This window comes from Ramlibacter agri (assembly GCF_012927085.1).
GTDB lineage: Bacteria > Pseudomonadota > Gammaproteobacteria > Burkholderiales > Burkholderiaceae_C > Ramlibacter > Ramlibacter agri.
On record NZ_JABBFX010000003.1, the window covers coordinates 1,140,396 to 1,164,308 of the forward strand.

Consider the following 23,913-nt stretch of genomic DNA (forward strand, 5'->3'; position numbering starts at 1 on the left):
GCGCATGCAGCGGGTCGGCATCGTCGGTGTCGGCAACATGGGCGGGGCGATGGCGGCCCGCCTGCTGGAGCTGGGCTTCGCGGTGCAGGCCTGTGACCTCCTGGCCGAGCCCGTGCAGGCGCTGGTCGCGCAGGGCGCGCGGGCGGCGGCCGATCCCGCCGCCGCGGCGCACGATGCTTCGGCCCTGATCGTGTGCGTCGTCGATGCGGCGCAGGTCGAACAGGTCTTGTTCGGCGAGCGCGGCGCCGCGGCGGCGTTGCCGGCCGGCGCAGCGGTGCTGCTGTGCCCCACCATCGCGCCGCAGGACGTCGAGCGCTCGGCCGATCGCCTGCAGGCCCTGGGCCTCGTGCCCATCGACGCGCCGATGTCCGGTGGCCCGGTCCGCGCCCGCGACGGCAGCATGAGCCTGATGGTCGCCTGCGCCGACGCCGCTTTCGAGCAGCAGCGCGGCTTGATCGAAAGCCTCAGCCGCAAGGTGTTCCGCGTCGGCACGCGGCCCGGCGACGGCGCGCGGACCAAGCTGGTCAACAACCTGCTCGCCGGCATCAACCTGGCGGGCGCCGCCGAGGCGCTGGCGCTTGCGCAGCGGCTGGGCCTGGACCTCGCGCGCACGCTCGACGTGATCGAGCAATCGAGCGGCCAGAGCTGGATCGCCTCCGACCGCCTGCGCCGCGCCATCGCCGGCGACTACGCGCCGCGCGCCCACGTGAGCCTGCTGCAGAAGGACACCGGCCTGGCCCTGCAGGCCGCGTCCGCCGCCGGTTTCGAGGGACCACTGGGTCCGGCGGCGCACGAAGTGTTCGAGCGCGCGGCGGCGGCCGGCTACGCAGGGCTGGACGACGCGGCCCTGTTCAAGCTACTTTCGGGCCGATGACGAAGATCCTGGTGGTCGAGGACGAGGCGGCGATCCGCAACAACATCGCGCGGCTGTTGCGGCTGGAAGGCTACGACACGGCCACGGCGGCCGACGGCCGCGAGGGCCTGGCGCAGGCGCGCCTGCTGCGCCCGGACATCCTGATCACCGACATCGGCATGCCGGGGCTGGACGGCTTCGCGCTGGTGGAAAGCGTGCGCGCCGAGCCCGAGCTGGCGACGACGGCGATCCTGATGCTGACCGCGCTGGACGACCGCGCCAGCATGCGGCGCGGCATGAGCGCCGGCGCGGACGACTACCTGGGCAAGCCCTTCACGCGCAGCGAACTGCTGGAAGCGCTGGACGGGCTGCAGAAGAAGCGCGGCCGCATCGAGGAATCCATCGCCACCGCGGTGCGCCGGCGCGAGGAACTGCTGCGCCGCGCCTTCACCCAGATCCTGGGCGGCGTGAAGGCGGACGAGCCGTTCGGCCTGCAGCCGCCGCCGGGCGCCGTCCCGGACCAGGTGCTGCAGGCCACGGTGCTGTTCTCCGACATCCGCAACTTCACCTCGCTGGCCGAGCGGCTCGATTCGACGGAAGTGGCGGAGCTGCTGACCGAATATTTCGAGCGGACCTGTGCGCCGGTGCTGGCCAATGGCGGCCGCTACCTGAAGTTCATCGGCGACGGCCTGATGGCGGTGTTCACCGCCGTCCCCGGCCAGGAGGGTCCGCCGGCGGCGCGGCGCGCCGTGTCGGCTTCGTTGGCGGTGGCGCTGGCCACGCACGAATTCCGCGACTGGGTCCTCGAGCGCTTCGGCGCGCGCGGCTTGCCGCCTTTTGCCATCGGGGTGGGCCTGCACGCCGGCGAGGTCACCATCGCCCGCCTGGGCAGCGGCGAGCAGAAGGAGTTGACGCCCATCGGCGACACCGTCAACACCGCGGCGCGGCTGGAAGACGCCAGCAAGGAACTGGGCTGGACCGTTGTCGCCAGTTCCGCGGTGCTGCAGGCCGCGGGCAGCGGCGTGCAGACCGGGGCCATGACTTCGCTGGAAGTGCGCGGGCGGCACGGCTTCGTCGACGTCGCCGAGATCGTGGGCCTGCAGCCCGGTCCCGAGGACAGCCATCCGGGCGCCGCCGTGCTGGTGGAGCGCGCCGCCGACATCCAGGAGGCGCTGCGCATCAACTCGGAGATGACGGCGCGCGCCGTCAAGGGCGCGCTGCGCAGCTCGCTGACGGCGGTGAAGGCGCACAGCTTCGAAGGCGAGGGCGCGCCGATCCGGCTGAAGGACTACCGCCTGACGCGCAAGCTGGCCGACGGCGGCATGTCGCAGGTGTACCTGGCCGAGCGCGAGGAGGACGGCCTGCCCGCGGTGCTGAAGGTGCTGGCCGCGAACGGCACCGCCACCAGCGAGAACCTGGCACGCTTCATCCAGGAATACGCGCTGCTGTCGCGGATCGCCGACCCGCACGTCACCTGCATCTACGACCAGGGCTTCAGCGACGACCTGGCCTACATCGCGATGGAGTACTTCGAGCGCGGCGACCTGCGTCGCGAGCTGCGCGCCGGCATGGACCGCGAGCGGGTGCTGCAGGTGACGCTGCAGCTGGCGCGCGCGCTGGAGGTGATCCATGGCCACGGCATCATCCACCGCGACCTGAAGCCGGAGAACGTGATGGTGCGCGCCGACGGCAGCGTGGCGCTGGCGGATTTCGGCGTGGCCAAGTCCATGCTGCAGCAGGACCAGCTGGCGCTGACGCAGACGCGGCATGGCGACGTGGTGGGCACGCCCTTCTACCTGAGCCCGGAGCAGGCTGCGGGGCGCGCCATCACGCCGGCCAGCGACCTGTACAGCCTGGGCGTGATGTTGTACGAAATGCTCACCGGCAGCCGCCCCTACCAGGCCGAGACGCTGGACCTGCTGCTGGCGCGGCACCTCACCGCGCCCGTGCCCAGCCTGCCGCTGGAGTTCGAAGGCCTGCAGCCGGTGCTGGACCGCCTGATGGCGAAGCAGCCGGCGGATCGCTATGCGAGCGCCGGCGCGCTGATCGCGGACCTGCGCGAGCGCCCATTGCTGAGAACCCTGGCGGGCCCAGCCGCGTAAGCCGCCGCTGACCGCGCGGGCAAGAGCCCCGGCCTACAATGCCCCGATGATCTCGCGCGAACCCACCATCGAACGCCTTGCGACCGCCAAGGCGCTGCTGCTCGAACCCTTCGGCCTCGACGAAACCCACCTGACCCGGGCGCTGGCCGAGATCCGGAAGCACCGCGTGGACGACGCCGACCTGTACTTCCAGTACACGCGCAGCGAAGGCTGGAGCCTGGAAGAGGGCATCGTCAAGACCGGGAGCTTCAGCATCGACCAGGGCGTGGGCGTGCGGGCGGTGAGCGGCGAGAAGACGGCCTTCGCCTATTCCGACGACATCTCCGAGGCTTCGCTGCTGGACGCGGCGCGCACGGTGCGCAGCATCGGCGCGGCGGCCGGTGGCGGCAAGGTGCGCGTGACGGCGCCGCACGTGGCGGGCAGCCGCTCGCTGTACGCGGGACTGGACCCGATCGCCACGCTGGACAGCACCTCGAAGGTCAAGCTGCTGGAGAAGGTGGAGCAGATGGCCCGTGCCAAGGACCCGCGCGTGGCGCAGGTGATGGCGGGGCTCGCCAGTGAATACGACGTGGTGCTGGTGGCGCGTGCCGACGGCACCATCGCCGCCGACGTGCGGCCGCTGGTGCGGCTGTCGGTGACGGTGATCGCGGAGCAGAACGGCCGCCGCGAGATCGGCTCCGGCGGCGGCGGTGGCCGCTTCGGCCTGGCCTATTTCGACGACGCGCACTGCCAGCAGTACGTGGACGACGCCGTGAAGGCGGCGCTGACCAACCTCGAGTCGCGTCCCGCGCCCGCCGGCGAGATGACCGTCGTGCTCGGCCCGGGCTGGCCTGGCATCCTGCTGCACGAAGCGGTGGGCCACGGCCTGGAAGGCGACTTCAACCGCAAGGGCTCCAGCGCCTTCAGCGGGCGCATCGGCCAGCGCGTCGCCGCCAAGGGCGTGACGGTGCTGGACGACGGCACCATCGCCGACCGCCGCGGCTCGCTGAACGTCGACGACGAAGGCAACCCCAGCCAGCGCAACGTGCTGATCGAAGATGGCATCCTGCGCGGCTACATCCAGGACTCGCTGAATGCGCGCCTGATGGGCGTCAAGCCCACCGGCAACGGCCGGCGCGAGAGCTATGCGCACATCCCGATGCCGCGCATGACCAACACCTACATGCTGGCTGGCGACCGCGACCCGGCGGAGATCGTGGCCAGCATCGAGAAGGGCCTGTATGCCGTCAACTTCGGCGGCGGCCAGGTGGACATCACCTCCGGCAAGTTCGTGTTCTCCGCCAGCGAGGCCTACTGGGTGGAGAAGGGCAAGATCCTCTATCCGGTGAAGGGCGCCACCATCGTCGGCAACGGCCCGGATGCGCTCACGCGCGTCAGCATGATCGGCAACGACATGAAGCTGGACACCGGCGTCGGCACCTGCGGCAAGGAAGGCCAGAGCGTGCCGGTGGGCGTGGGCCAGCCGACGCTGCGCATCGACGGCCTCACGGTCGGCGGCACGGCCTGACGCGGCTTTGCCACGCGCCTAGGGAGGCGCCCTAGGCATTTAGATGCATAGCTGCAATACTCGGCGTGACATGAGCACGCCGAGTTCGCGGCTTCCGATCGACCGCTTCACCAACTTCCCGAGCATCGACACCTTCGGGGGGTTGAGCAATTTCCTGCGCCACGCCGTGGCCGACGAGGACAGCCGCATGCTGTCCGAAAGCATGGGCGAACTGGCCGTGCACGCCGAGTCGGTGATCGCGTCGATGAAGAAGAGCCGCCGCCGCGAGCGCATCGCGCCGGCGCTGATGGACATGCTCACCGTGCTGCGCGAACACCGCACGCTGGTCGTGAACCTCGGCCTCACGTGGCGCGGCCTGTACGAATACGCCGCCTACCTGCAGGCGCTGAACAACTTCCGCGTGCTGATCGGGCAGTGGCTGCTGGACGTCGAGCCCTGGGGCGACGAGCTCACCGTGACGCCGCAGGACTTCGCGCTGGTGGCCTGGCGCACGCTGGGCGAAGGCATGCTGCTGATCGACATGTACCAGCAGTGGCTGCAGCGCGAAGAAGGCGAAGGCACCATCGGTTCGGCGCTCGGTTCGCTCGACCAGCCCCGCGTCGACCGCGCCGTGCAGTGGTGGAAACGCCTGCGCCGGTAAGCGTTGCGATGCAGCATTTCTGTGCTACATTGATTCCCATGCGTTTCGTCCGCGCCTTCTTTTTTGGCTACTTTTGGTTCTCCAGCGCCCCCGGCGGTAGAGAGATCTGAGCGTACCTGCAACAAACGCACCGAATCCTCAAACAAACCGCCGGCAACCCCGGCGGTTTTTTGTTGGGCCCTCAAGAACTTCACCGAGCACGACATGACCCCGAAAGCGAACCCCGATGCCTGGCATGCCCACCCCGTCGACAAGACCGGCCAGACCGACGACGAACGCATCAAGGACATCACCGTGCTGCCGCCACCCGAACACCTGATCCGCTTCTTCCCGATCCGCGGCACGCCGGTGGAGGCGCTGATCAGCCGCACCCGGCATGCCATCCACGACATCATGGATGGCCGCGACGACCGGCTGCTGGTGGTGATCGGCCCGTGCTCGATCCACGACCCGGCCGCGGCGGTGGAGTACGCGCGCCGGCTGAAGGTGCTGCGCGACAAGTACGCGCAGGACCTGGAGGTCGTGATGCGGGTCTACTTCGAGAAGCCGCGCACCACGGTGGGCTGGAAGGGCCTCATCAACGACCCCTACCTGGACGAGAGCTTCCGCATCGACGAAGGCCTGCGCATCGCGCGCCAGCTGCTGATCGAGATCAACCGGCTGGGCCTGCCGGCGGGCAGCGAGTTCCTGGACGTGATTTCGCCGCAGTACATCGGCGACCTGATTTCCTGGGGCGCGATCGGCGCGCGCACCACCGAAAGCCAGGTGCACCGCGAGCTGGCCTCGGGCCTGTCGGCGCCGATCGGCTTCAAGAACGGCACCGACGGCAACATCAAGATCGCGACCGATGCCATCCAGGCGGCGGCGCGGCCGCACCACTTCCTGTCGGTGCACAAGAACGGCCAGGTCGCGATCGTGCAGACCAATGGCAATCGCGACTGCCACGTCATCCTGCGAGGCGGCAAGGCGCCCAACTACGACGCGGCAAGCGTCGAAGCGGCGTGCAAGGAACTCGAGGCCGCGCAGCTGAACCCGCGCCTGATGGTGGACTGCAGCCATGCCAACAGCAGCAAGCAGGCGGAGCGGCAGGTCGACGTCGCCCGCGACATCGGCGCGCAGATCGTGGGCGGCTCGCGGCGGATTTTCGGCGTGATGGTGGAAAGCCACCTGCAGCCCGGCGCGCAGAAGTTCACGCCGGGCAAGGAAGACCCGCGCGCCCTCGAGTACGGGAAAAGCATTACTGATGCCTGCATCGGCTGGGTCGCCTCCGAGGACTTGCTGGAGGAACTGGCGCAAGCCGTGCGTGCCCGTCGGAAATGAGACAAAGTGCGCAGCTTTCTTCTGACTCGCGTTTACAAGTAGAAACACTCCCCCTATAGTCCTCCTACCCGGCCGTAGAGCCGGCGAGGGGAACATGACGATCGAGCTACCAGTCCTGCGCCTCGGACTGGGCGGATTCAGCGAGGCACAACAGAAAGCCGCCGCCGAAGTGGCGGCCAAGGCCCGTTCTGCACGCGCCGAATGGCAGCTCGCCCCGTTCGCGGATGGGGACGGGTGGTGGCTGGAAGGCAGCCGCACGATGGTGGTGGGCACCGGCATGCTGCGCGTGCAGCCCGGCGTGCCTTCGGGCCGCTCGGTGCAGCTGGCGCTGGCCGATGTCGACCGCCCGGTCGGCTTCACGCTGCCGCTGGCGGCGCCCGGCTTCGAGCCCGCCGTGACTTTCGATCTCGCCGATGCGGACCGCGCCGCGGCAGTCCTGGACCAGTTTGCCGGCTGGATGCAGGCCATGATCTCGCAGTTCTGCCTGGCTTCCAGCCTGGCCGAAACCCAGCCCACGCTGGGCGCGGGCTCCTGGGAAGTGATCCGTGGCAGCGACCTGCTGGCGGTGGTGGACCTGAAGCTCGGCGCCGGCGTGCGCCCGGGCAGCAACGCCGCCGATTTCGAAGGCGCCACCTGGTGCATCCGCGACCACGGTGCCGTGGTCGTGCCGCCCAACTTCCCGCGCATCAGCGTCTCGCAGCTGATGTGGCAATACGCCTTGCGCACGCAGCGCGACCTGCTGCCGCCGCACTATCGCAAGGACGCCCTCTATTTCCGCCGGCCGCCGCGGCTGCCGCAACGGCAGTTGAAGGACGCGCACCTGCTGTTGCTACGCGAGCTGGTGGCTTCGCCCGGCATGACCTTCGAGCATCTGCAGCACTCCACCGGCCTGGCCGAAGCCCCGCTGGCGCGTTGCCTGGCGGCGCTGTACGTGGTGGGCTCGATCACCTCCAACGCCAAGCGGGCGCTGGGCGCGATCTCGCGTCCGCCCGTGGGCGACTCGACGCCGGCGGGCAGCAGCGTGTTCGTCTCGGAGCTGGACCCGACGGCGTTCACCGAAGCGCTGCGCCGCCCGGTGCCGCAGGATATGACGGCGCCAGCGCCGCTGTTGCCGGATCGGACGCTGCCGGCGCCTTTGAACTAGCGACCCAGCGCTTCCAACAACTTCGCGTGGACACCACCGAAGCCGCCATTGCTCATGCAGAGCACATGGTCCCCAGGCCGTGTGACGGCGCGCACCTGTTCCACCAGTTCCGGTACGGTGTGCGCGACGCGCGCCTTCTCGCCCATCGGCGCCAGCGCGTCCGCCGGATCCCAGCCCAGCCCGCCGGCATGGCAGAAGGACAGGTCCGCCTGCTCCAGGCTCCAGGGCAGCTGCGCCTTCATCGTGCCCAGCTTCATCGTGTTGCTGCGCGGCTCGAACACGGCCAGGATGCGCTGCGTGCCGACCTGGCGGCGCAGGCCGTCGATGGTGGTGCGGATGGCGGTGGGATGGTGGGCGAAGTCGTCGTAGACGGTGATCCCGCCGGCCACGCCGCGCACTTCCATGCGGCGCTTGACGTTGCGGAATTCGCGCAGCGCCGCAGCGGCCGCGGCGGGCGTCACGCCCACGTGCTGCGCAGCGGCGATCGCCGCCAGCGCATTCAGCTGGTTGTGCACGCCGCCCACTTCCCAGTGCACGGTGGCCACGCGGTGGCCCTGTTCCAGCACCTCGAAGTGGCCCGGCTCGCCTTCGGCGCGGAAGTCGCTGACCGCGGCGCCGAAGCTGCGCATCTCGCTCCAGCAGCCCTGGTGCATGACGCGCGCCAGGCTTTCTTCCAGCCCGTTGACGACCAGCCGGCCGGTGGAAGGCACGGTGCGCACCAGGTGGTGGAACTGCCGCTCGATCGCCGCGAGGTCGTCGAAGATGTCGGCGTGGTCGAACTCCAGGTTGTTCAGCACCGCCGTGCGCGGGCGGTAGTGGATGAACTTGCTGCGCTTGTCGAAAAACGCGGTGTCGTATTCGTCCGCTTCGATCACGAAGGGGGTGAAGGGCCGCGCCATGTTGCCCAGGCGGGCCGACACGCCGAAATTGAGCGGCACGCCGCCGACCAGGAAGCCGGGCTGCAGGCCGGCGTGTTCCAGGATCCACGCCAGCATGGACGTGGTCGTGGTCTTGCCGTGCGTGCCGGCGACGGCCAGCACGTGGCGGCCTTGCAGCACGTGTTCGGCCAGCCACTGCGGGCCGCTGGTGTAGCGCAGGCCCTGGTCCAGGATGGCTTCCATCAGCGGGTAGCGCGGCGAGCCATCGGGCAGGCGGGCGCGCGAGACCACGTTGCCGACCACCCAGACATCGGGCTGCAGCGCGAGCTGCTCGGTGCCGTAGCCTTCGATCAGGTCGATGCCGAGGGCGCGCAGCTGGTCGCTCATGGGCGGATAGACGCCGGTGTCGCAACCGGTCACCTTGTGCCCCGCCTCGCGGGCGAGCGCGGCCAGCCCTCCCATGAACGTGCCGCAGATGCCGAGGATGTGGATGTGCATGGGGCACGATTATCCGAAACCCGAATCCGGACTTCCGAACGCGAAGGCCGCAAAGGATCGCCAAGAACGCAAAAGAGTCAAAACAAAGATTTTTTTGTGTCCTTTGCGGACCTTTGCGTCCTTTGCGTTCGGAAGTCCAGGTTGCTCAGCGCGCGAACCGCTCCCGCAGCTTCAGCTTCCAGAACTTCCCCGTCGACGTGCGCGGCACGGCGTCGATGAACTCGTAGCGGTCCGGCAGTTGCCACCTGGCGAAGCCGTGCTGCAGCAGGACGGCGTTCAACGCGTCCGCCTGCGCTTCCGCGCCCTTCTTCAGCACCACGCAGGCCAGCGGCCGCTCGCCCCATTTGTCGTCGTGGATCGCGATCACCGCCGCCTCGGCGACGGCGGGATGCGCCATCAGCGTGTTCTCCAGGTCCACCGAGCTGATCCACTCGCCGCCGGACTTGATCAGGTCTTTGGTGCGGTCGGTGATGCGCACGAAGCCCAGCGGGTCCACGCTGGCCACGTCGCCGGTGCGCAGCCAGCCGTCGGCGGTGAACTTGTCGGGGCTCACGGGCACCTCGTGGTAGCTGCCGGTGATGAAAGGCCCGCGCACCTGGATCTCGCCCACGCTCTTGCCGTCCCAGGGCTGTTCGCCCTCGTCGCCGATCACGCGCAGGTCCACCAGCGGCACCGGCGCGCCCGCCATCGCGGCGCGCCGGTACTTCTCGTCCTGGCTGGCGTCGCGCAATTCGGCGCGCGGATAGGAGATGGTGCAGACCGGCGAGGTCTCGGTCATGCCCCAGCCCTGCTCGATCCAGATGCCGTGCTTGTCGAAGGCGCGGATCAGCGCCTCCGGCACCGCCGCCCCGCCGACCAGGGAACGCATGCCGCGCGGCAGCTTCCAGCGTCCGTGATGGGGGGAGGCCGGGTCCTGCGCCGCGTCGAAGGCCTGGATCAGGGTCAGCCAGATCGTCGGCACGCCCAGCGACAAGGTGGGCGGCTCCAGCTGCATCAGGTCCAGGAGGTCCTCGGGGTGCAGGTGCGGGCCGGGGAAGACCAGCTTCACGCCCATCATCACCGCCCCATACGGCATGCCCCAGCTGTTGGCGTGGAACATGGGCGTGACCGGCAGCACGACGTCGGTCCCGCGCAGGCCCCAGAAGTCGCCGAGGCTCGCGACCAGGGTGTGCAGGATGGTGGACCGGTGCGAATAGGCCACGCCCTTGGGCCGGCCGGTGGTGCCGGACGTGTAGCACATGGCGATCGGGTCGTCCTCCTCGTGCGGCGCGTAGTCGAAACCGTCCGGGTCGGCCGCGTCGAGCAAGGCTTCGTAGTTGGCGAAGCCCTCCGGCACCGGCTTGCCGGAGAACGGGAACACGATCACCTGCTCGAAGCGATGCAGCCCGGCGAACTGTTCGTACAGCGGCAGCAGCACGTCGTCCACCACCAGGAAGCGGTCCTGCGCATTGCCGGCGATCCAGCCGATTTCGTCCGGCGCCAGGCGCAGGTTCAGCGTGTGCATGACGCCGCCGGCGGCCGGGATGCCGAAGTAGCATTCCAGGTGGGCATGGTGGTTCCAGCAGAGGGTGGCGACCCGCTCGCCCTTCTTCAGTCCCAGCTTTTGCAGGGCCGAGGCGAGGGCGCGGGCGCGGCGGTAGAACTCGCCGTAGCTGTGCCGCCGCAGCGACTTGTCCGGCAGGCGCGAGACGATCTCGTTGCCCGCGAACAGCCGGCCGGCGCGCTCCAGCAGGTGGTTGAGGGAAAGCGGCGCCGCCATCATCGTGCTCTTCATGGCCTGTCTCCTGGGCTGGTGGAGACCACTCTACGGGCCGGGACCTGTCCAGGCAATGCAGAATCCACGGGATGGACACAGTGCAGGCGGAAATTGCCGCGACCGCCGCCCGGCTGGTGGTGGAAGAGGGCCTGGAATACGGCCCGGCCAAGAAGCGGGCGGTGAAGGAGCTGGGGCTGCCCACGCGGGCGGGCCTGCCGGACAACGACCAGGTCGAGGAAGCGGTGCGCGAGTACATCGCCATCTTCCATGCCGACACCCAGCCCGTCGAACTGGCGGCCTTGCGGAAGCTGGCGCTCACGTGGATGGAGCGGCTGCAGGAGTTCCGGCCCTACCTGGGCGGGGCAGTCTGGCATGGCACGGCCACGCGGCTTTCGGACATCTACCTGCAGCTGTTCTGCGACGACCCCAAGTCTGCGGAGATCGCGCTGATCGACCACGAGGTCGATTACACGCCGCGCACGGTCACCGGCTTCAACGGCGATTCGGTGGAGGCCCTGAGCATCAGCTCCGTGAGCCGCGAACTGGGCGAGTCCATCGGCGTGCACCTGCTGGTGTACGACCACGACGATCTGCGGGGCGCCTTGCGGCGCGACAACCAGGGCCGCACGCCGCGCGGCGACATCAAGGCCGTGCGTGCGCTGGTGGAGGCAAGCCATGACTGAGACGACTGCCAACGAAATCGCCCATCCCTCGCGGCGCGGACTGGTCGCCGGGGTCGCCGCCGTCGCGGCCCTTGCCGGCGCCGGCATCGCGTGGTGGCGCCTGCGCGAAGGCGACGTCGACGAGGCCGCGGTGGCTCATTTGTGGACGCTGGACTTCCGCACGCCGCAAGGCGCGAGCCTGCCCATGGCCGGTTTGAAAGGCAAGCCGCTGCTGGTGAACTTCTGGGCCACCTGGTGTCCGCCGTGCGTGGAAGAAATGCCGATGCTGGACGCCTTCTACCGCGAACATGCGGCGAAAGGCTGGCAAGTGATCGGCCTGGCCGTGGACCAACCGAGTGCGGTGCGGACTTTCCTGCAGCGGACGCCGGTGACTTTCCCGATCGGGCTGGCCGGCCTGGAGGGCACCGAGCTGTCGAAGAACCTGGGCAACGCCGTCGGCGGGCTGCCGTTCAGCGTCGTTTTCGGCGCCGATGGGCGAGTGCGGCAGCGTAGAATGGGGCGGGTCAGCCCGGCGGACCTGCAAGCCTGGTCCGCCTCGGCCTGAGCTCCGCGCGGCGTTTGCCGCCGCTGGTTCCCGGTACCGCAGGACGGTGGCGCGTAAAACATTTAAACATCAAATCGCGCCAGAAGACCGAAGTAAGCGGATTTTGCTGTAAATTCGCGTCCTCTCATAAAACGAGGTGGAGAACCCTCCCATGGACCTGCGCAAACTCAAGACGTTGATCGACCTCGTGTCCGAATCGAACGTCTCCGAACTCGAGATCACGGAAGCCGAAGGCAAGGTCCGGATCGTCAAGGGCGGTCCGGCGATGGTGCATGCCGTCGCCCAGCCCCAGGTGCTGCCTGCCGCCGTGGCCGCGCCCGCGCTGGCCGCCGCGCCCGCGCCGGCCGTGCCCGAAGCGCCCGCGGGCCATACCGTCAAGTCGCCCATGGTGGGAACCTTCTATCGTGCCTCCGCGCCCGGCGCCAAGTCCTTCGTCGAGGTCGGCGCCCAGGTCAAGGAAGGCGACACGATCTGCATCATCGAGGCGATGAAGATCCTCAACGAGATCGAAGCGGACAAGACTGGCACCGTCACCCAGATCCTGGTGGAGAACGGCCAGGCCGTCGAATACGGCCAGCCGCTGTTCATCATCGAATAAAGATGTTCAAGAAAATCCTCGTCGCCAATCGAGGCGAGATTGCGTTGCGCATCCAGCGCGCGTGCAGCGAGTTGGGCGTCAAGGCCGTCATGGTCTACTCCGAGGCTGACCGCGAAGCCAAGTACGTGAAGCTCGCGGAAGAGGCCGTCTGCATCGGCCCCGCGCCCTCGCCCCTCAGCTACCTGAACATGCCGGCCATCATCTCGGCGGCCGAAGTGACGGACGCCGAGGCCATCCACCCCGGCTACGGCTTCCTCTCGGAGAACGCCGATTTCGCCGAGCGGGTGGAAAAGAGCGGCTTCCAGTTCATCGGCCCGACGCCGGACAACATCCGCATGATGGGCGACAAGGTCTCGGCCAAGCAGGCCATGATCAAGGCCGGCGTGCCCTGCGTGCCCGGTTCCGAAGGCGAACTGCCGGACAACCCCGCCGAGATCCGCCGCATCGCCAAGGCCGTCGGCTACCCCGTGATCATCAAGGCGGCGGGCGGCGGCGGTGGCCGCGGCATGCGCGTGGTGCACACCGAAGCGGCGCTGATCAACGCGGTGCAGATGACGAAGGCCGAGGCCCAGGCCGCCTTCGGCAATCCCGCCGTGTACATGGAGAAGTTCCTCCAGAACCCGCGCCACATCGAGATCCAGGTGCTGGCCGACAAGTTCAAGAACGCGGTCTACCTGGGCGAGCGCGACTGCTCCATGCAGCGCCGCCACCAGAAGATCCTCGAGGAAGCGCCGGCCCCGGGCATCCCGCGCAAGCTGATCGAGAAGATCGGCGAGCGCTGCTCCGCCGCCTGCAAGAAGATCGGCTACCGCGGCGCGGGCACCTTCGAGTTCCTGTACGAGAACGGCGAGTTCTATTTCATCGAGATGAACACCCGCGTGCAGGTGGAGCACCCGGTGACCGAGCTCATCACCGGCATCGACATCGTCCGCACGCAGATCCAGGTGGCCGCCGGCGAGAAGCTGCCCTTCAAGCAGGGCGACATCGTGCTGCGCGGGCACGCCATCGAATGCCGCGTGAACGCCGAGGACCCGTACAACTTCGTGCCTTCGCCGGGGCGCATCACGCTGTGGCACCAGCCCGGCGGCCCGGGCGTGCGCGTGGACTCGCACGTGTACAACAACTACTTCGTGCCGCCCAACTACGACTCGATGATCGGCAAGATCATCGTGCACGGCGACACCCGCGAGCAGGCGCTGGCACGCATGCGCACGGCGCTGTCCGAGACGGTGGTGGAAGGCATCAAGACCAACATCCCGCTGCACCGCGAACTGATGGTCAACGCGAAGTTCATGGCCGGTGGCACCAACATCCACTACCTGGAAGAGTGGTTGTCCCACCACAAACGCTGATGTTCGAACTGCGCCTGCTGGCCCCCGAGGAACGCGTCGAAGCCGTCAGCGAGGCGCTGGACGCCCTCGACGCGCTCTCCATCTCGGTGGAGGACGCCGACGCCCAGACCCCGGCCGAACAGGCGCTGTTCGGCGAGCCCGGCATGCCGCCGCCCAAGGAGGGCTGGCAGCGTTCGCTGGTGGTGGCCCTGTTTGCCGAGGAGAAGCTCGCACGCGAAGCAGCCACGCTGCTGGAGCCGCAGGACTTCTTCGCCGGCTGCAAGCTGCTGGGCATCCAGCCGGTGCCCGACCAGGACTGGGTGCGGCTGACGCAATCGCAGTTCGAGCCGGTGGAGATCACGCCCAGCTTCTGGATCGTGCCGACCTGGCACGAGCCGCCGGCCGCGGCGCAGGAAGTGATCCGCCTGGATCCGGGCCTGGCCTTCGGCACCGGCACGCATCCCACCACCCGCATGTGCCTGCGCTGGATCGCCAACCATGCGCCGCGCGGCCAGCGCGTGCTGGACTACGGCTGCGGCTCGGGCATCCTCGCCATCGGCGCGGCCAAGTTCGGCGCGAGCGATATCGACGCGGTCGACATCGACGAGGCGGCGGTGCGCTCCACCGAGGACAACGCCCGCGCCAACAGCGTGACGCTGAACGCGGGCCTGCCCGATCGCGCCGGCGGCAAGTACCAGACCGTGCTGGCCAACATCCTGGCCACGCCCTTGAAGGTGCTGGCGCCGCTGCTTGCGGCGCATGTGGCCCCGGGCGGCTCGCTGGTGCTGGCCGGCATCCTGTCGCGCCAGGCCGACGAACTGAAGGCGGCCTACGCCCCCTATTGCCAGCTGCAGGTGAGCGACGAAGAGGACGGCTGGATCCTCATGACGGCCGCCCTGTAACCGGCCACCCTACAATCCCGGGCTCATGAGCCTGACCACCAGCTGTCCCGCCTGCGGCACGACTTTCCGCGTCGTGCCCGACCAGCTGAAGATTTCCGAAGGCTGGGTGCGCTGCGGCCATTGCTCCGAGGTGTTCGACGCCACGGCCAACCTCGCCGAGGAAGTGGTGGCGCCCGACGCGCCGGGCCCGGCTGCGCCCGCCCTGCCGCCGCAGCCGCCGGCCCTGGACGACGCCATTCGCGCGTGGGAGGCCACGGGCACGGCCGGCCTCAGCCAGCCCGCCAGCCTGTCCGGCCCGACCCCCGGCTTTGCAAGCAGCCCGGTGCCGCTGGCGCCACCGCCCGCGGCGACCGTGCCGCCGCCGGCCCCGGTCACCGCCCCCGAGCCCGTCGCATCGGCTGCGGGCCCGCGTTCGCGGCCCATGCCGCTGGCGACGCTGGCCGGCTCGGCACGGCCCTCGCGCGACTTCCCCCTGGACAGCCAGGCGCCCGAACCCACCGAGCTGGACGAGCCTTTCGTGTTCCGCCGCTCCGACCTGCTGGAAAGCGACGCCGGGCCCTCGGTCTATCCGCCCTCCGGCCCGCACATGGACAGCCGCCTGCCCTCGGAAGACGACGAGGAGGCCGAAGCCACGGCGCTGCGGGAGGTCTCCTTCGTGCGGCACGCGCGCCGCAAGGCCTTCTGGAAGCGCCCGCTGGTGCGCGTGTTCCTCACCCTGCTGCTGCTTGCGCTGGCCGCCCTGCTGGCGCTGCAATACGCCTGGCAGGAGCGCGACCGGCTCGCGCTGCTGCAGCCGCAGCTGCGGCCCGCGCTGGGCCTCATGTGCGAACGGCTGCACTGCACGCTGGGCCCGCCGCGGCAGATCGAATCGGTGGTGATCGACAGTTCCGGCTTCAACCGGCTGCGCAACGACACCTACAAGCTCAGCTTCGCGCTGCGCAACACCGCCCGCACGGACGTGGCCATGCCTTCGCTGGAGCTCACGCTCACCGACGCGCAGGACCAGCCGCTGCTGCGCCGCGTGCTGGCGCCCGCGGACCTGGGCGCGCGCGACGCCGCCATCGCCGCCGGCTCCGACTGGAGCGGCGCGGTGGGCATCGTGGTCAACACCAGCGGGGGCAGCCGGGTCGCCGGCTACCGCCTGCTGGCCTTCTATCCCTGAAACTTCCTCTTTCGAAAGACGCCATGGCAGCAGTCATCTGCGGATCCCTTGCCTTCGACACCATCATGACCTTCGAAGGCCGCTTCGCCGAGCAGATCCTGCCGGACCAGCTGCACATCCTCAACGTGTCCTTCCTGGTGCCCTCGCTGCGGCGCGACTTCGGCGGCTGCGCCGGCAACATCGCCTACAGCCTGAAGCTGCTGGGCGGCGAGCCGCTGCCCATGGGCGCGGTGGGCAACGACGGCACCGACTACCTGGTGCGCCTGCAGCAACTGGGGATCAGCACGGACTTCGTGCGCCAGGTGCAGGGCACCTACACCGCGCAGGCCATGATCATGACCGACCGCGACAACAACCAGATCACGGCCTTCCACCCGGGCGCGATGATGAACGCGCACGAGGTGCAGGTCACGCCGCGCAGCGACATCAAGCTGGGCATGATCTCGCCGGACGGCCGCGAAGCCATGCTGCAGCACGCGGCGCAGTTCAAGGCGGCCGGCATCCCCTTCGTGTTCGACCCGGGCCAGGGCCTGCCGATGTTCGACGGTCCCGAGCTGGCGCGCTTCATCGAGCAGTCGACCTGGGTCACCGTGAACGACTACGAAGGCAAGATGCTCAGCGAGCGCACCGGCTGGAGCAGCGCCGAGATCTCGAAGCGCACGCAGGGCCTGGTGGTCACGCTGGGCGGCGAGGGCTGCGAGGTGTGGATCAACGGCGAGAAGACCCACGTGCCGCCGGTGCAGGCCGCCGCGGTGGTGGACCCCACGGGCTGCGGCGACGCCTGGCGCGGCGCGCTGCTGTTCGGCCTGGAGCAGGGCTGGTCGCTGGCGAAGTGCGCGGCGCTGGGCAACCAGGTCGGCGCGATCAAGATCGCGAGCAGGGGGCCGCAGAACTATTCGCTTGAGGGGGTCCGGCGTTGAGCGTTGAGCGTTGAGCGTCCACGCCCAACGCCAAACGCTCAACCCTCACCGCCGTGCGTGCGTGACGCCGCCGTCCACGACGAGCGTCTCGCCCAGCACGTAGTCCCCGGCCCGCGATGCCAGGAAGATCGCCGCGCCTGCCATGTCGTCGTCGTTGCCGATGCGCCCGGCGGGCACGTGCTTCGCGACCTCCTCGCCGTGGTCGCGCGCTTCCTTGTTCATCTCGGAGGCGAAGGGCCCGGGCGCGATCGCGCTCATCACGATGTGGTCCTGCGCCAGCCGCAGCGCCATGCGCCTGGTCAGGTGGATCAGGCCCGCCTTGCTGGCGCTGTACGAGTAGGTCTCCCACATGTTGACGGAGATGCCGTCGATCGAGGCGATGTTGATCACCTTGGCCGGCCGCTCCGGCCTTGCCGCGCGCTTCAGCGCTCCGTGCAGCGCCTGGGTCAGGAAGAAGGGCGTCTTCATGTTCAGGTCCACCACCTTGTCCCAGCCCTTTTCCGGGAAGCTGTCGAAGCTCTCGCCCCAGGCAGCGCCGGCGTTGTTGACGAGGATGTCGAGGTGCGGCTCGCGCTTCTCGATCTCCGCGGCCAGCGCCTGCACGCCTTCCATGCCGGACACGTCGGCGGGCAGCGAGATGCAGGTGCCCAGCGCGGACAGCTCGCGCGCCGTCGCGTCGCAGGCTTGCGCCTTGCGCGCCGAGATGTAGACGCGCGCGCCCTGGCGCAGGTAGCCTGCCGCGATCATGCGGCCGATGCCGCGCGAGCCGCCGGTTACCAGCGCCACCCGGCCTTGCAGCGAGAAGAGGTCGTTCATGGTCTGCTCCTTGTGCCGCGCACGATAGCGCCGAGGGTTCGGGGAGCCAATCACCTGCATGACAGCATGGAAGCGCGCCGCTACCATCCGCCGCACGCAAGGAGGCGATCACGATGTTGCGCCATGGCTTCGTTTCCCTCGCAGCGGCGGCCCTGCTGCTGGCCGGCTGCGCCGCGCGCTCGCCGAATGCGGGCGCGATCCTGCAGCAGGCCGACGCCACCATGGGCGGCGCGCAGTTGAGGACGCTGCGCTACGCCGGCAGCGGCACCGGCGCCACCTACGGCCAGGCCTACCTGCCGGGCGGCGACTGGCCGCGCATCACCATCCCTTCCTACACGCGCTGGGTCGACTACGGCAATGCGGCGCTGCGCGAGGATTCGGTGCGCACGCGCGCCGAGCCCACCGGCGGTGGCGCGCTGCCGCCGCTGGGGACGGGCGAGCAGCGCACCTCCGCCTGGCTGCGCGGCGAGCAGGCCTGGAACGTCGCCAACAACCAGCCGGCGCCGGCGCCGGTGGCGCTGGACGCGCGCATCCACGACCTCTGGACCACGCCGCACGGCGCGGTGAAGGCGGCGCTGCGCCGGCCCGCCACCTTGCGCGACGAAGGCGGCGCGTCGGTCGTGGAGTTCGAGGAGCCGGGCCGCTTCAAGGCGAAGCTGTGGATCACGGACGGCCTGGTGCAGCGGATCGACTCGGTCGTGCCGAATCCGGTGACGGGCGACACGGCGGTGACCACGTTCTACAGCGGCTGGCGCGACTGGGCCGGCGTGCGCTTCCCCAGCCGCATCCAGCAGCGCCAGGGTGGTGGCGAGGTGCTGGACCTGGCCATCACCGAGGTGCAGGCCAATCCGCCGCTGGCGATCGAGGTGCCGCCGGGCATGAACTTCGCGGACCGGGTCGAGGTGCAGAAGGTCGCCGACGGCGTCTGGTTCCTGGGCGGCGGCTCGCACAACAGCGTGCTGGTGGAATTCGCCGACCACCTGCTGCTGGTCGAAAGCCCGCTGTACGACGGCCGCGCGCAGGCCGTGCTGGCGGCCGCGAAGCAGCTGGCGCCCGGCAAGGAGGTGCGCTACGTGCTGGATTCGCACCACCACTTCGACCATGCAGGAGGGCTGCGCGCCGCGGCTGCTGCAGGCGCGACGCTGGTGGTCCACGAGCAGGCGCGGCCCTGGTTCGAGCGGGCGTTCGCGCAGGCGAACACGGTGCATCCCGATGCGCTGGGGCAGTCGGGGCGGCGAGCGAACTTCACCGGCGTCGCCGGCCAGCGCACCTTCAGCGACGGCCAGCGCACCTTGCAGGTGTTCACGATCGAAGGCAGCCCGCATGCGCAGGCCTTCATGATGGCGTGGCTGCCGCGCGAACGCCTGCTGGTGGAAGCCGATGCCTGGACACCGGGCCCGCCGAACGCGCCGCCGCCGGCGCGGCCGAACGTGCTGAACGTGAACCTGGTGGAGAACATCGAGCGGCTGAAGCTGGATGTCGACCGCATCCTGCCGCTGCACGGGCGGGTGGCGAGCTACGCGGAGTTGCGCGCAGCCGCCGGCCGCTGAATCACTTCTTCGTGTTGCGGCGCTCGCGCCAGGCCAGCAGCTCGCCCACGATGCCCTTGCGGAAGGCCAGCACGCAGACGACGAAGATCACGCCGATGATCACGGTGACCCACTCGCCGACCTTGTCGGCCAGCATGTCCTGCAGCGAGATCACCACGCCGGCGCCCACGACCGGGCCGAAGAAGGTGCCGACGCCGCCCAGCAGGCTCATCAGGATCACTTCGCCGGACATCGACCAGTGCACGTCGGTCAGCGTCGCGAACTTCATCACCAGCGTTTTCAGCGAGCCGGCGAGGCCCGCGAGCGAGGCCGACAGCACGAAGGCGAGCAGCTTGTAGCGGTCCACCTCGTAGCCGAGCGAGATGGCGCGCGGCTCGTTCTCGCGGATCATCTTCAGCACCTGGCCGAAGGGCGAGGTGACCACCCGCAGGATGCCCAGGAAGCAGCCCACGAAGATGGCGAGCACCAGGTAGTACATGACGCGGTCGTCGCCCAGCGGGAGCAGGCCGAACAGCTTGCCGCGCTCGACACCCTGCAGGCCGTCCTCGCCGCCGGTGAAGGGCGCCTGCAGGCAGAGGAAGAACACCATTTGCGACAGCGCCAGCGTGATCATCGCGAAGTAGATGCCCTGGCGGCGGATCGCCACCAGCCCGAACACCAGCCCGAGCACGGCGCCGGCGGCGGCGCCGGCCGCGAGGCCGAGTTCCGGCGTCCAGCCCTGCTGCTTGACCAGCCAGCCGGTGACGTAGGCCGAGAAGCCGAAGAAGGCGGCATGGCCGAAGGACAGCAGGCCGGTGAAACCGAGCAGCAGGTTGAAGGCGCAGGCGAACAGCGCGAAGCACAGCAGCTTCATCACGAACACCGGGTACAGGCCGATCGCCGGGGCCAGCAGGGCCAGCACCAGCAGCGCGAGGTAGGTGTAGCGCGCGGCCTTGCCGATGCCCGTGGATGCCTGCGCGGGCGCCTGCGGCGCACCCAGTTCCAGGTCTCCGGCGACGGAGGTGGAGGGCGTGGACATGTCAGGCCTCCTTGCCGAACAGGCCGGCGGGTCGCACCATCAGGACGATCGCCATGATCACGAAGACGACGATGTTGGAGGCCTCGGGGTAGAACACGCGGGTGAAGCCTTCCACGACACCGAGCAGCAGGCCGGTGATGACGGAACCCATGATGGAGCCCATGCCGCCGATCACGACGACGGCGAACACCACGATGATCAGGTTGGAGCCCATGAGCGGCGTCACCTGGATGATCGGCGCGGCCAGCACGCCGGCGAGGCCCGCCAGCGCGGCGCCGGCGCCGTAGGTGAGCGTCACCATCAGCGGCACGTTGACGCCGAAGGCCTGCACCAGCTTCGCGTTCTCGGTGCCGGCGCGCAGGTAGGCGCCCAGGCGCGTGCGCTCGATCAGGAACCAGGTCGCGAGGCACACGGCGATCGAAGCGACCACGACCCAGGCCCGGTAGTTGGGCAGGATCATGAAGCCGAGGTTGCTGGCGCCGGACAGCAGGTCGGGCACCGGATAGGCCTGGCCGGACACGCCGTACTGCTTGCGGAAGACGCCTTCCAGGATCAGCGCCAGGCCGAAAGTGAGGAGCAGGCCGTACAGCGGGTCGAGGCCGTACAGGCGCTTGAGGAACAGCCGCTCGATGAGGGCGCCGAGGATGCCCACCGCCAGCGGCGCCAGCAGCAGCGCCCACCAGTAGCTGATGCCCCACTTGTCCATCAGGATCCACGCGACGAAGGCGCCCACCATGTAGAGGGCGCCGTGCGCGAAGTTCACGATATCCAGCAGCCCGAAGATCACCGCCAGGCCCAGGCTGAGCATGGCGTAGAAGGCGCCGTTGACCAGGCCCAGCATCAGCTGGCCGAGGAAGGCCTGGAGGGGGATTCCGAAGATTTCCATGAGCGGGGTGGGCGGCCGGGGCGCGGGCGCCCCGGCCTTGTCAGCTTACTTCTTCAGCAGCGAGCACTTCGACTCGGCCACCGTGGTGAAGGCCTGTTCGGCCGGCACCTTGGCCACGAGCTTGTAGTAGTCCCACGGCGTGTTGGAGTCCTTCGCGCTCTTCACCTGGAACAGGTACATCTCGTGCATCATCCGGCCGTCGGCGCGGACCTGGCCGTTCTTCTGGTAGAAGTCGTTGTACTTCATCGACTTCAGTTCGGCCATCACCTTGTCGGCGTCGGTGGTGCCCAGCTTTTGCACCGCCTTCAGGTAGTTCGTGACCGCGGAGTAGTCGGCCGCCTGCAGCGAGGACGGCATGCGCTTGTACTTCTCGAAGAAGCGCTTGGCGAACTTGCGCGACTCGTCGTCCTGGTTCCAGTACCAGCTGTCGGCCAGCTGCAGGCCTTCCGCGTTGGCCACGCCGATGGAGTGCACGTCGTTGATGAACACCAGCAGGCCGGCCACCTTCATCGACTTGGTGATGCCGAATTCCTTGGCCGCCTTCATCGCGTTGATGGTGTCGCCGCCGGCGTTGGCCAGGGCCAGGATGTCGGCCTTGGAGCCCTGCGCCTGCAGCAGGAAGGACGAGAAGTCGGAGGCGTTCAGCGGGTGCTTCACCGAGCCCACCACCGTGCCGCCGTTCTCCTTGACCACCTTGCTCGCGTCGGCTTCCAGCGACTGGCCGAAGGCGTAGTCGGCGGTCAGGAAGTACCACTTCTTGGCGCCGGCCTTCACCAGCGCGCCGGCGCCCACCTTGGCCAGGGCCACGGTGTCGTAGGCGTAGTGCACGGTGTAGGGCGAGCAGTCCTCGTTGGTCAGCCGGGCGGAGCCGGCGCCGATGGAGATGTACGGGCGGTGCTTTTCCTTGGTCACGCCGGCCATGGCCAGCGCGGTGCCGGAGCTGGTGCCACCCACCAGCATGGCCAGGTTCTGGTTGTCGATCCACTCGCGCGCCTTGGAGGCGGCGACGTCGGCCTTGTTCTGGTGGTCGGCGGAGAGGAACTCGATCGGGCGGTTCAGCACCTTGCCGCCGAAGTCCTCGATCGCCCACTTGATCATCTCGGCGCCGGCGGGGCCGTCGATGTCGGCGTACAGGCTGGACATGTCGGTGATGAAACCGATGCGAACCGGGCCGGTCTGGGCCTGCGCGAAAGCGCCGCCGGCGGCGAAGCCCACGGCCAGGGCGGCCACGATGGTCTTGAGTTTCATAGCACTTCTCTCCTTCTTGAAAGTGTTGTCAGACGCCCAGGTATTCCTGCAGCATGCCCATGTTCGCGCCCAGTTCGGACTGGGTGAACTCCTTGACGATCCGCCCGTGCTCCATCACGTAGAAGCGGTCGGCCAGCGGCGCGGCGAAGCGGAAGTTCTGCTCCACCAGCACCACCGTGAAGCCCTTGGCTTTCAGCGTGCGGATGGTCTCGGCCAGCTTCTGCACGATGACCGGCGCCAGGCCTTCGGAAATCTCGTCCAGCAGCAGCAGGCGCGCGCCGGTGCGCAGGATGCGCGCCACTGCCAGCATCTGCTGCTCGCCACCCGAAAGCCGCGTGCCCGGGCTGGCGGCGCGCTCCTTCAGGTTGGGAAACATGTCGTAGATCTCGGCCACGCCCATGCCGCCGTCGGCGATGGCCGGAGGCAGCAGCAGGTTCTCCTCGGCCGACAGGCTGGCGAAGATGCCGCGCTCTTCCGGGCAGTAGCCCACGCCCAGCTTCGCCACGCGATGCGGGGGCAGGTTGATCGCCTCCTGGCCGCGGATGCGGATGGAGCCGGTGCGGCGGCCGGTGAGGCCGACGATGGCGCGCATGGTGGTCGTGCGCCCGGCGCCGTTGCGCCCGAGGATCGACACCACCTCGCCCTCGTTCACGGTGAGGTTCACGCCGTGCAGCACGTGCGATTCGCCGTACCAGGCGTGCAGGTCGGCTATGCGCAGCATCTCGGTGCCGGCCATGTCAGTGGGCTCCCTGCAGTTCGGTGTCGGCGCTGCCCATGTAGGCCTCGATCACCTGCGGGTTCTTCGAGACCTCGGCATACGGGCCGTCGGCGATGACGGCGCCGCGCTGCAGCACCGTGATGCGGTCGGCGATGGAGGACACGACGTTCATGTTGTGCTCGACCATCAGGATGGTGCGGCCAGCCGAGACCTTCTTGATCAGTTCGGTCACGCGGTGGACGTCCTCGTGGCCCATGCCCTGGGTCGGTTCGTCCAGCAGCATCAGCTCCGGCTCCAGCGCCATCGTGGTGGCCAGTTCCAGGGCGCGCTTGCGGCCATAGGGCAGGTTGACGGTGTGCTCGTGGGCGAAGGCCTGCAGGTCCACGGCTTCCAGCAGTTCCATGGCGCGCTCGTGCAGGGGATAGAGCGAGCTTTCCGGCTTCCAGAAGTGGAAGGAGGTGCCCAGGCCGCGCTGCAGGGCGGCGCGCACGTTCTCCAGCGCGGTCAGGTGCGGGAACACGGCCGAGATCTGGAAGGAGCGGACGATGCCGCGGCGGGCGGTCTGCGCCGGCCTTTCGCTGGTGATGTCCGTCCCGCGGTAGGTAATGGTGCCGCGGGTGGGCGGCAGGAACTTCGTCAGCAGGTTGAAGAAGGTGGTCTTGCCGGCGCCATTGGGGCCGATCAGCGCATGGATGTCGCCCCGGCGCACCTTCAAATCCACCTTGTTCACCGCCACGAAGCCCTTGAACTCCTTGGTGAGGCCCTGGGTTTCCAGGATGGTTTCGGTGGACGACAAGGCTTTCCTTCCGCGGTGCGCGTGCTGGGGCGGAATGGTGCTG

General features: G+C 69.0%; 22 protein-coding genes. 14 read left to right on the forward strand and 8 right to left on the reverse strand.

Going from position 1 to position 23,913, the window contains the following annotated elements; translation table 11 throughout:
• Positions 1 to 4: 4 nt before the first annotated feature.
• The 6 genes from HHL11_RS29655 to HHL11_RS29680 all read left to right on the forward strand — a co-directional run bounded on the left by HHL11_RS29655 (position 5) and on the right by HHL11_RS29680 (position 7,566).
• Positions 5 to 874 carry an NAD(P)-dependent oxidoreductase gene (locus HHL11_RS29655; protein ID WP_169422200.1) on the forward strand — a complete coding sequence of 290 codons (870 nt, stop codon included), beginning with the start codon at positions 5 to 7 and terminating at the stop codon, positions 872 to 874.
• On the forward strand, positions 871 to 2,955 hold the full coding sequence (locus HHL11_RS29660; protein ID WP_169422201.1) for a protein kinase domain-containing protein: 2,085 nt from the start codon (positions 871 to 873) through the stop codon (positions 2,953 to 2,955). The genes HHL11_RS29655 and HHL11_RS29660 overlap by 4 nt, the downstream gene beginning before the upstream one ends.
• Before the next feature lie 46 nt (positions 2,956 to 3,001).
• A complete protein-coding gene (tldD, locus tag HHL11_RS29665) occupies positions 3,002 to 4,462 on the forward strand; it encodes a metalloprotease TldD (protein ID WP_169422202.1) in 1,461 nt (486 codons plus the stop codon).
• Between the two features lie 70 nt (positions 4,463 to 4,532).
• A complete protein-coding gene (locus HHL11_RS29670) occupies positions 4,533 to 5,102 on the forward strand; it encodes a hypothetical protein (protein WP_169422203.1) in 570 nt (189 codons plus the stop codon).
• Positions 5,103 to 5,306: 204 nt separating this feature from the next.
• The gene (locus HHL11_RS29675; protein WP_169422204.1) at positions 5,307 to 6,422 is read left to right on the forward strand and encodes a 3-deoxy-7-phosphoheptulonate synthase; all 1,116 of its coding nucleotides are present in this window, start codon (positions 5,307 to 5,309) and stop codon (positions 6,420 to 6,422) included.
• A gap of 94 nt (positions 6,423 to 6,516) precedes the next feature.
• Positions 6,517 to 7,566, forward strand: a complete 1,050-nt coding sequence (locus HHL11_RS29680; RefSeq protein ID WP_169422205.1) for a hypothetical protein — start codon at positions 6,517 to 6,519, stop codon at positions 7,564 to 7,566.
• On the opposite strand, the gene mpl is transcribed toward HHL11_RS29680, so the two are convergent.
• Complete coding sequence (gene mpl / locus HHL11_RS29685) at positions 7,563 to 8,942, reverse strand: UDP-N-acetylmuramate:L-alanyl-gamma-D-glutamyl-meso-diaminopimelate ligase (RefSeq protein WP_169422206.1); 1,380 nt, start codon at positions 8,940 to 8,942, stop codon at positions 7,563 to 7,565. The two genes, HHL11_RS29680 and mpl, sit on opposite strands and share 4 nt — an antisense overlap.
• Before the next feature lie 145 nt (positions 8,943 to 9,087).
• Entirely contained in the window at positions 9,088 to 10,716 is a 1,629-nt protein-coding gene (locus HHL11_RS29690) for a long-chain fatty acid--CoA ligase (RefSeq protein WP_169422207.1), read from the reverse strand.
• Between the two features lie 71 nt (positions 10,717 to 10,787).
• Here HHL11_RS29690 and HHL11_RS29695 point away from each other — a divergent pair, with 71 nt between their 5' ends.
• From HHL11_RS29695 to HHL11_RS29725, 7 genes are all read left to right on the forward strand, one after another.
• The gene (locus HHL11_RS29695; RefSeq protein ID WP_169422208.1) at positions 10,788 to 11,381 is read left to right on the forward strand and encodes a hypothetical protein; all 594 of its coding nucleotides are present in this window, start codon (positions 10,788 to 10,790) and stop codon (positions 11,379 to 11,381) included.
• Positions 11,374 to 11,925 (forward strand): TlpA family protein disulfide reductase, encoded by a 552-nt coding sequence (locus HHL11_RS29700; protein ID WP_169422209.1) that lies wholly within the window; start codon positions 11,374 to 11,376, stop codon positions 11,923 to 11,925. Before HHL11_RS29695 ends, HHL11_RS29700 begins: the two co-directional genes overlap by 8 nt.
• A gap of 151 nt (positions 11,926 to 12,076) precedes the next feature.
• Entirely contained in the window at positions 12,077 to 12,523 is a 447-nt protein-coding gene (gene accB, locus HHL11_RS29705; RefSeq protein ID WP_169422210.1) for an acetyl-CoA carboxylase biotin carboxyl carrier protein, read from the forward strand.
• 2 nt (positions 12,524 to 12,525) lie between these two features.
• Complete coding sequence (gene accC, locus HHL11_RS29710) at positions 12,526 to 13,875, forward strand: acetyl-CoA carboxylase biotin carboxylase subunit (protein ID WP_169422211.1); 1,350 nt, start codon at positions 12,526 to 12,528, stop codon at positions 13,873 to 13,875.
• Positions 13,875 to 14,756, forward strand: coding sequence for a 50S ribosomal protein L11 methyltransferase (gene prmA, locus HHL11_RS29715; protein WP_169422212.1), 882 nt, complete (start codon positions 13,875 to 13,877; stop codon positions 14,754 to 14,756). The genes accC and prmA overlap by 1 nt, the downstream gene beginning before the upstream one ends.
• A gap of 25 nt (positions 14,757 to 14,781) precedes the next feature.
• Entirely contained in the window at positions 14,782 to 15,918 is a 1,137-nt protein-coding gene (locus tag HHL11_RS29720; RefSeq protein WP_169422213.1) for a DUF3426 domain-containing protein, read from the forward strand.
• A gap of 23 nt (positions 15,919 to 15,941) precedes the next feature.
• On the forward strand, positions 15,942 to 16,838 hold the full coding sequence (locus tag HHL11_RS29725) for a carbohydrate kinase family protein (protein WP_169422214.1): 897 nt from the start codon (positions 15,942 to 15,944) through the stop codon (positions 16,836 to 16,838).
• A 45-nt stretch (positions 16,839 to 16,883) separates the two neighbouring features.
• Here HHL11_RS29725 and HHL11_RS29730 read toward each other — a convergent pair whose 3' ends face one another.
• On the reverse strand, positions 16,884 to 17,654 hold the full coding sequence (locus tag HHL11_RS29730; protein WP_169422215.1) for an SDR family oxidoreductase: 771 nt from the start codon (positions 17,652 to 17,654) through the stop codon (positions 16,884 to 16,886).
• A gap of 113 nt (positions 17,655 to 17,767) precedes the next feature.
• On the opposite strand from HHL11_RS29730, the gene HHL11_RS29735 reads away from it, so the two are divergent.
• The gene (locus HHL11_RS29735) at positions 17,768 to 19,204 is read left to right on the forward strand and encodes an MBL fold metallo-hydrolase (RefSeq protein ID WP_169422216.1); all 1,437 of its coding nucleotides are present in this window, start codon (positions 17,768 to 17,770) and stop codon (positions 19,202 to 19,204) included.
• A 1-nt stretch (position 19,205) separates the two neighbouring features.
• On the opposite strand, the gene HHL11_RS29740 is transcribed toward HHL11_RS29735, so the two are convergent.
• The 5 genes from HHL11_RS29740 to HHL11_RS29760 are packed head-to-tail and all read right to left on the reverse strand — an operon-like array spanning position 19,206 to position 23,870.
• Complete coding sequence (locus tag HHL11_RS29740) at positions 19,206 to 20,222, reverse strand: branched-chain amino acid ABC transporter permease (protein WP_169422217.1); 1,017 nt, start codon at positions 20,220 to 20,222, stop codon at positions 19,206 to 19,208.
• A gap of 1 nt (position 20,223) precedes the next feature.
• Positions 20,224 to 21,108, reverse strand: a complete 885-nt coding sequence (locus HHL11_RS29745; RefSeq protein ID WP_169422218.1) for a branched-chain amino acid ABC transporter permease — start codon at positions 21,106 to 21,108, stop codon at positions 20,224 to 20,226.
• A gap of 45 nt (positions 21,109 to 21,153) precedes the next feature.
• Positions 21,154 to 22,356 (reverse strand): ABC transporter substrate-binding protein, encoded by a 1,203-nt coding sequence (locus tag HHL11_RS29750; RefSeq protein ID WP_169422219.1) that lies wholly within the window; start codon positions 22,354 to 22,356, stop codon positions 21,154 to 21,156.
• Between the two features lie 28 nt (positions 22,357 to 22,384).
• Entirely contained in the window at positions 22,385 to 23,092 is a 708-nt protein-coding gene (locus HHL11_RS29755; protein WP_169422220.1) for an ABC transporter ATP-binding protein, read from the reverse strand.
• A 1-nt stretch (position 23,093) separates the two neighbouring features.
• Positions 23,094 to 23,870, reverse strand: coding sequence for an ABC transporter ATP-binding protein (locus HHL11_RS29760; protein ID WP_169422221.1), 777 nt, complete (start codon positions 23,868 to 23,870; stop codon positions 23,094 to 23,096).
• Positions 23,871 to 23,913 lie beyond the last annotated feature (43 nt).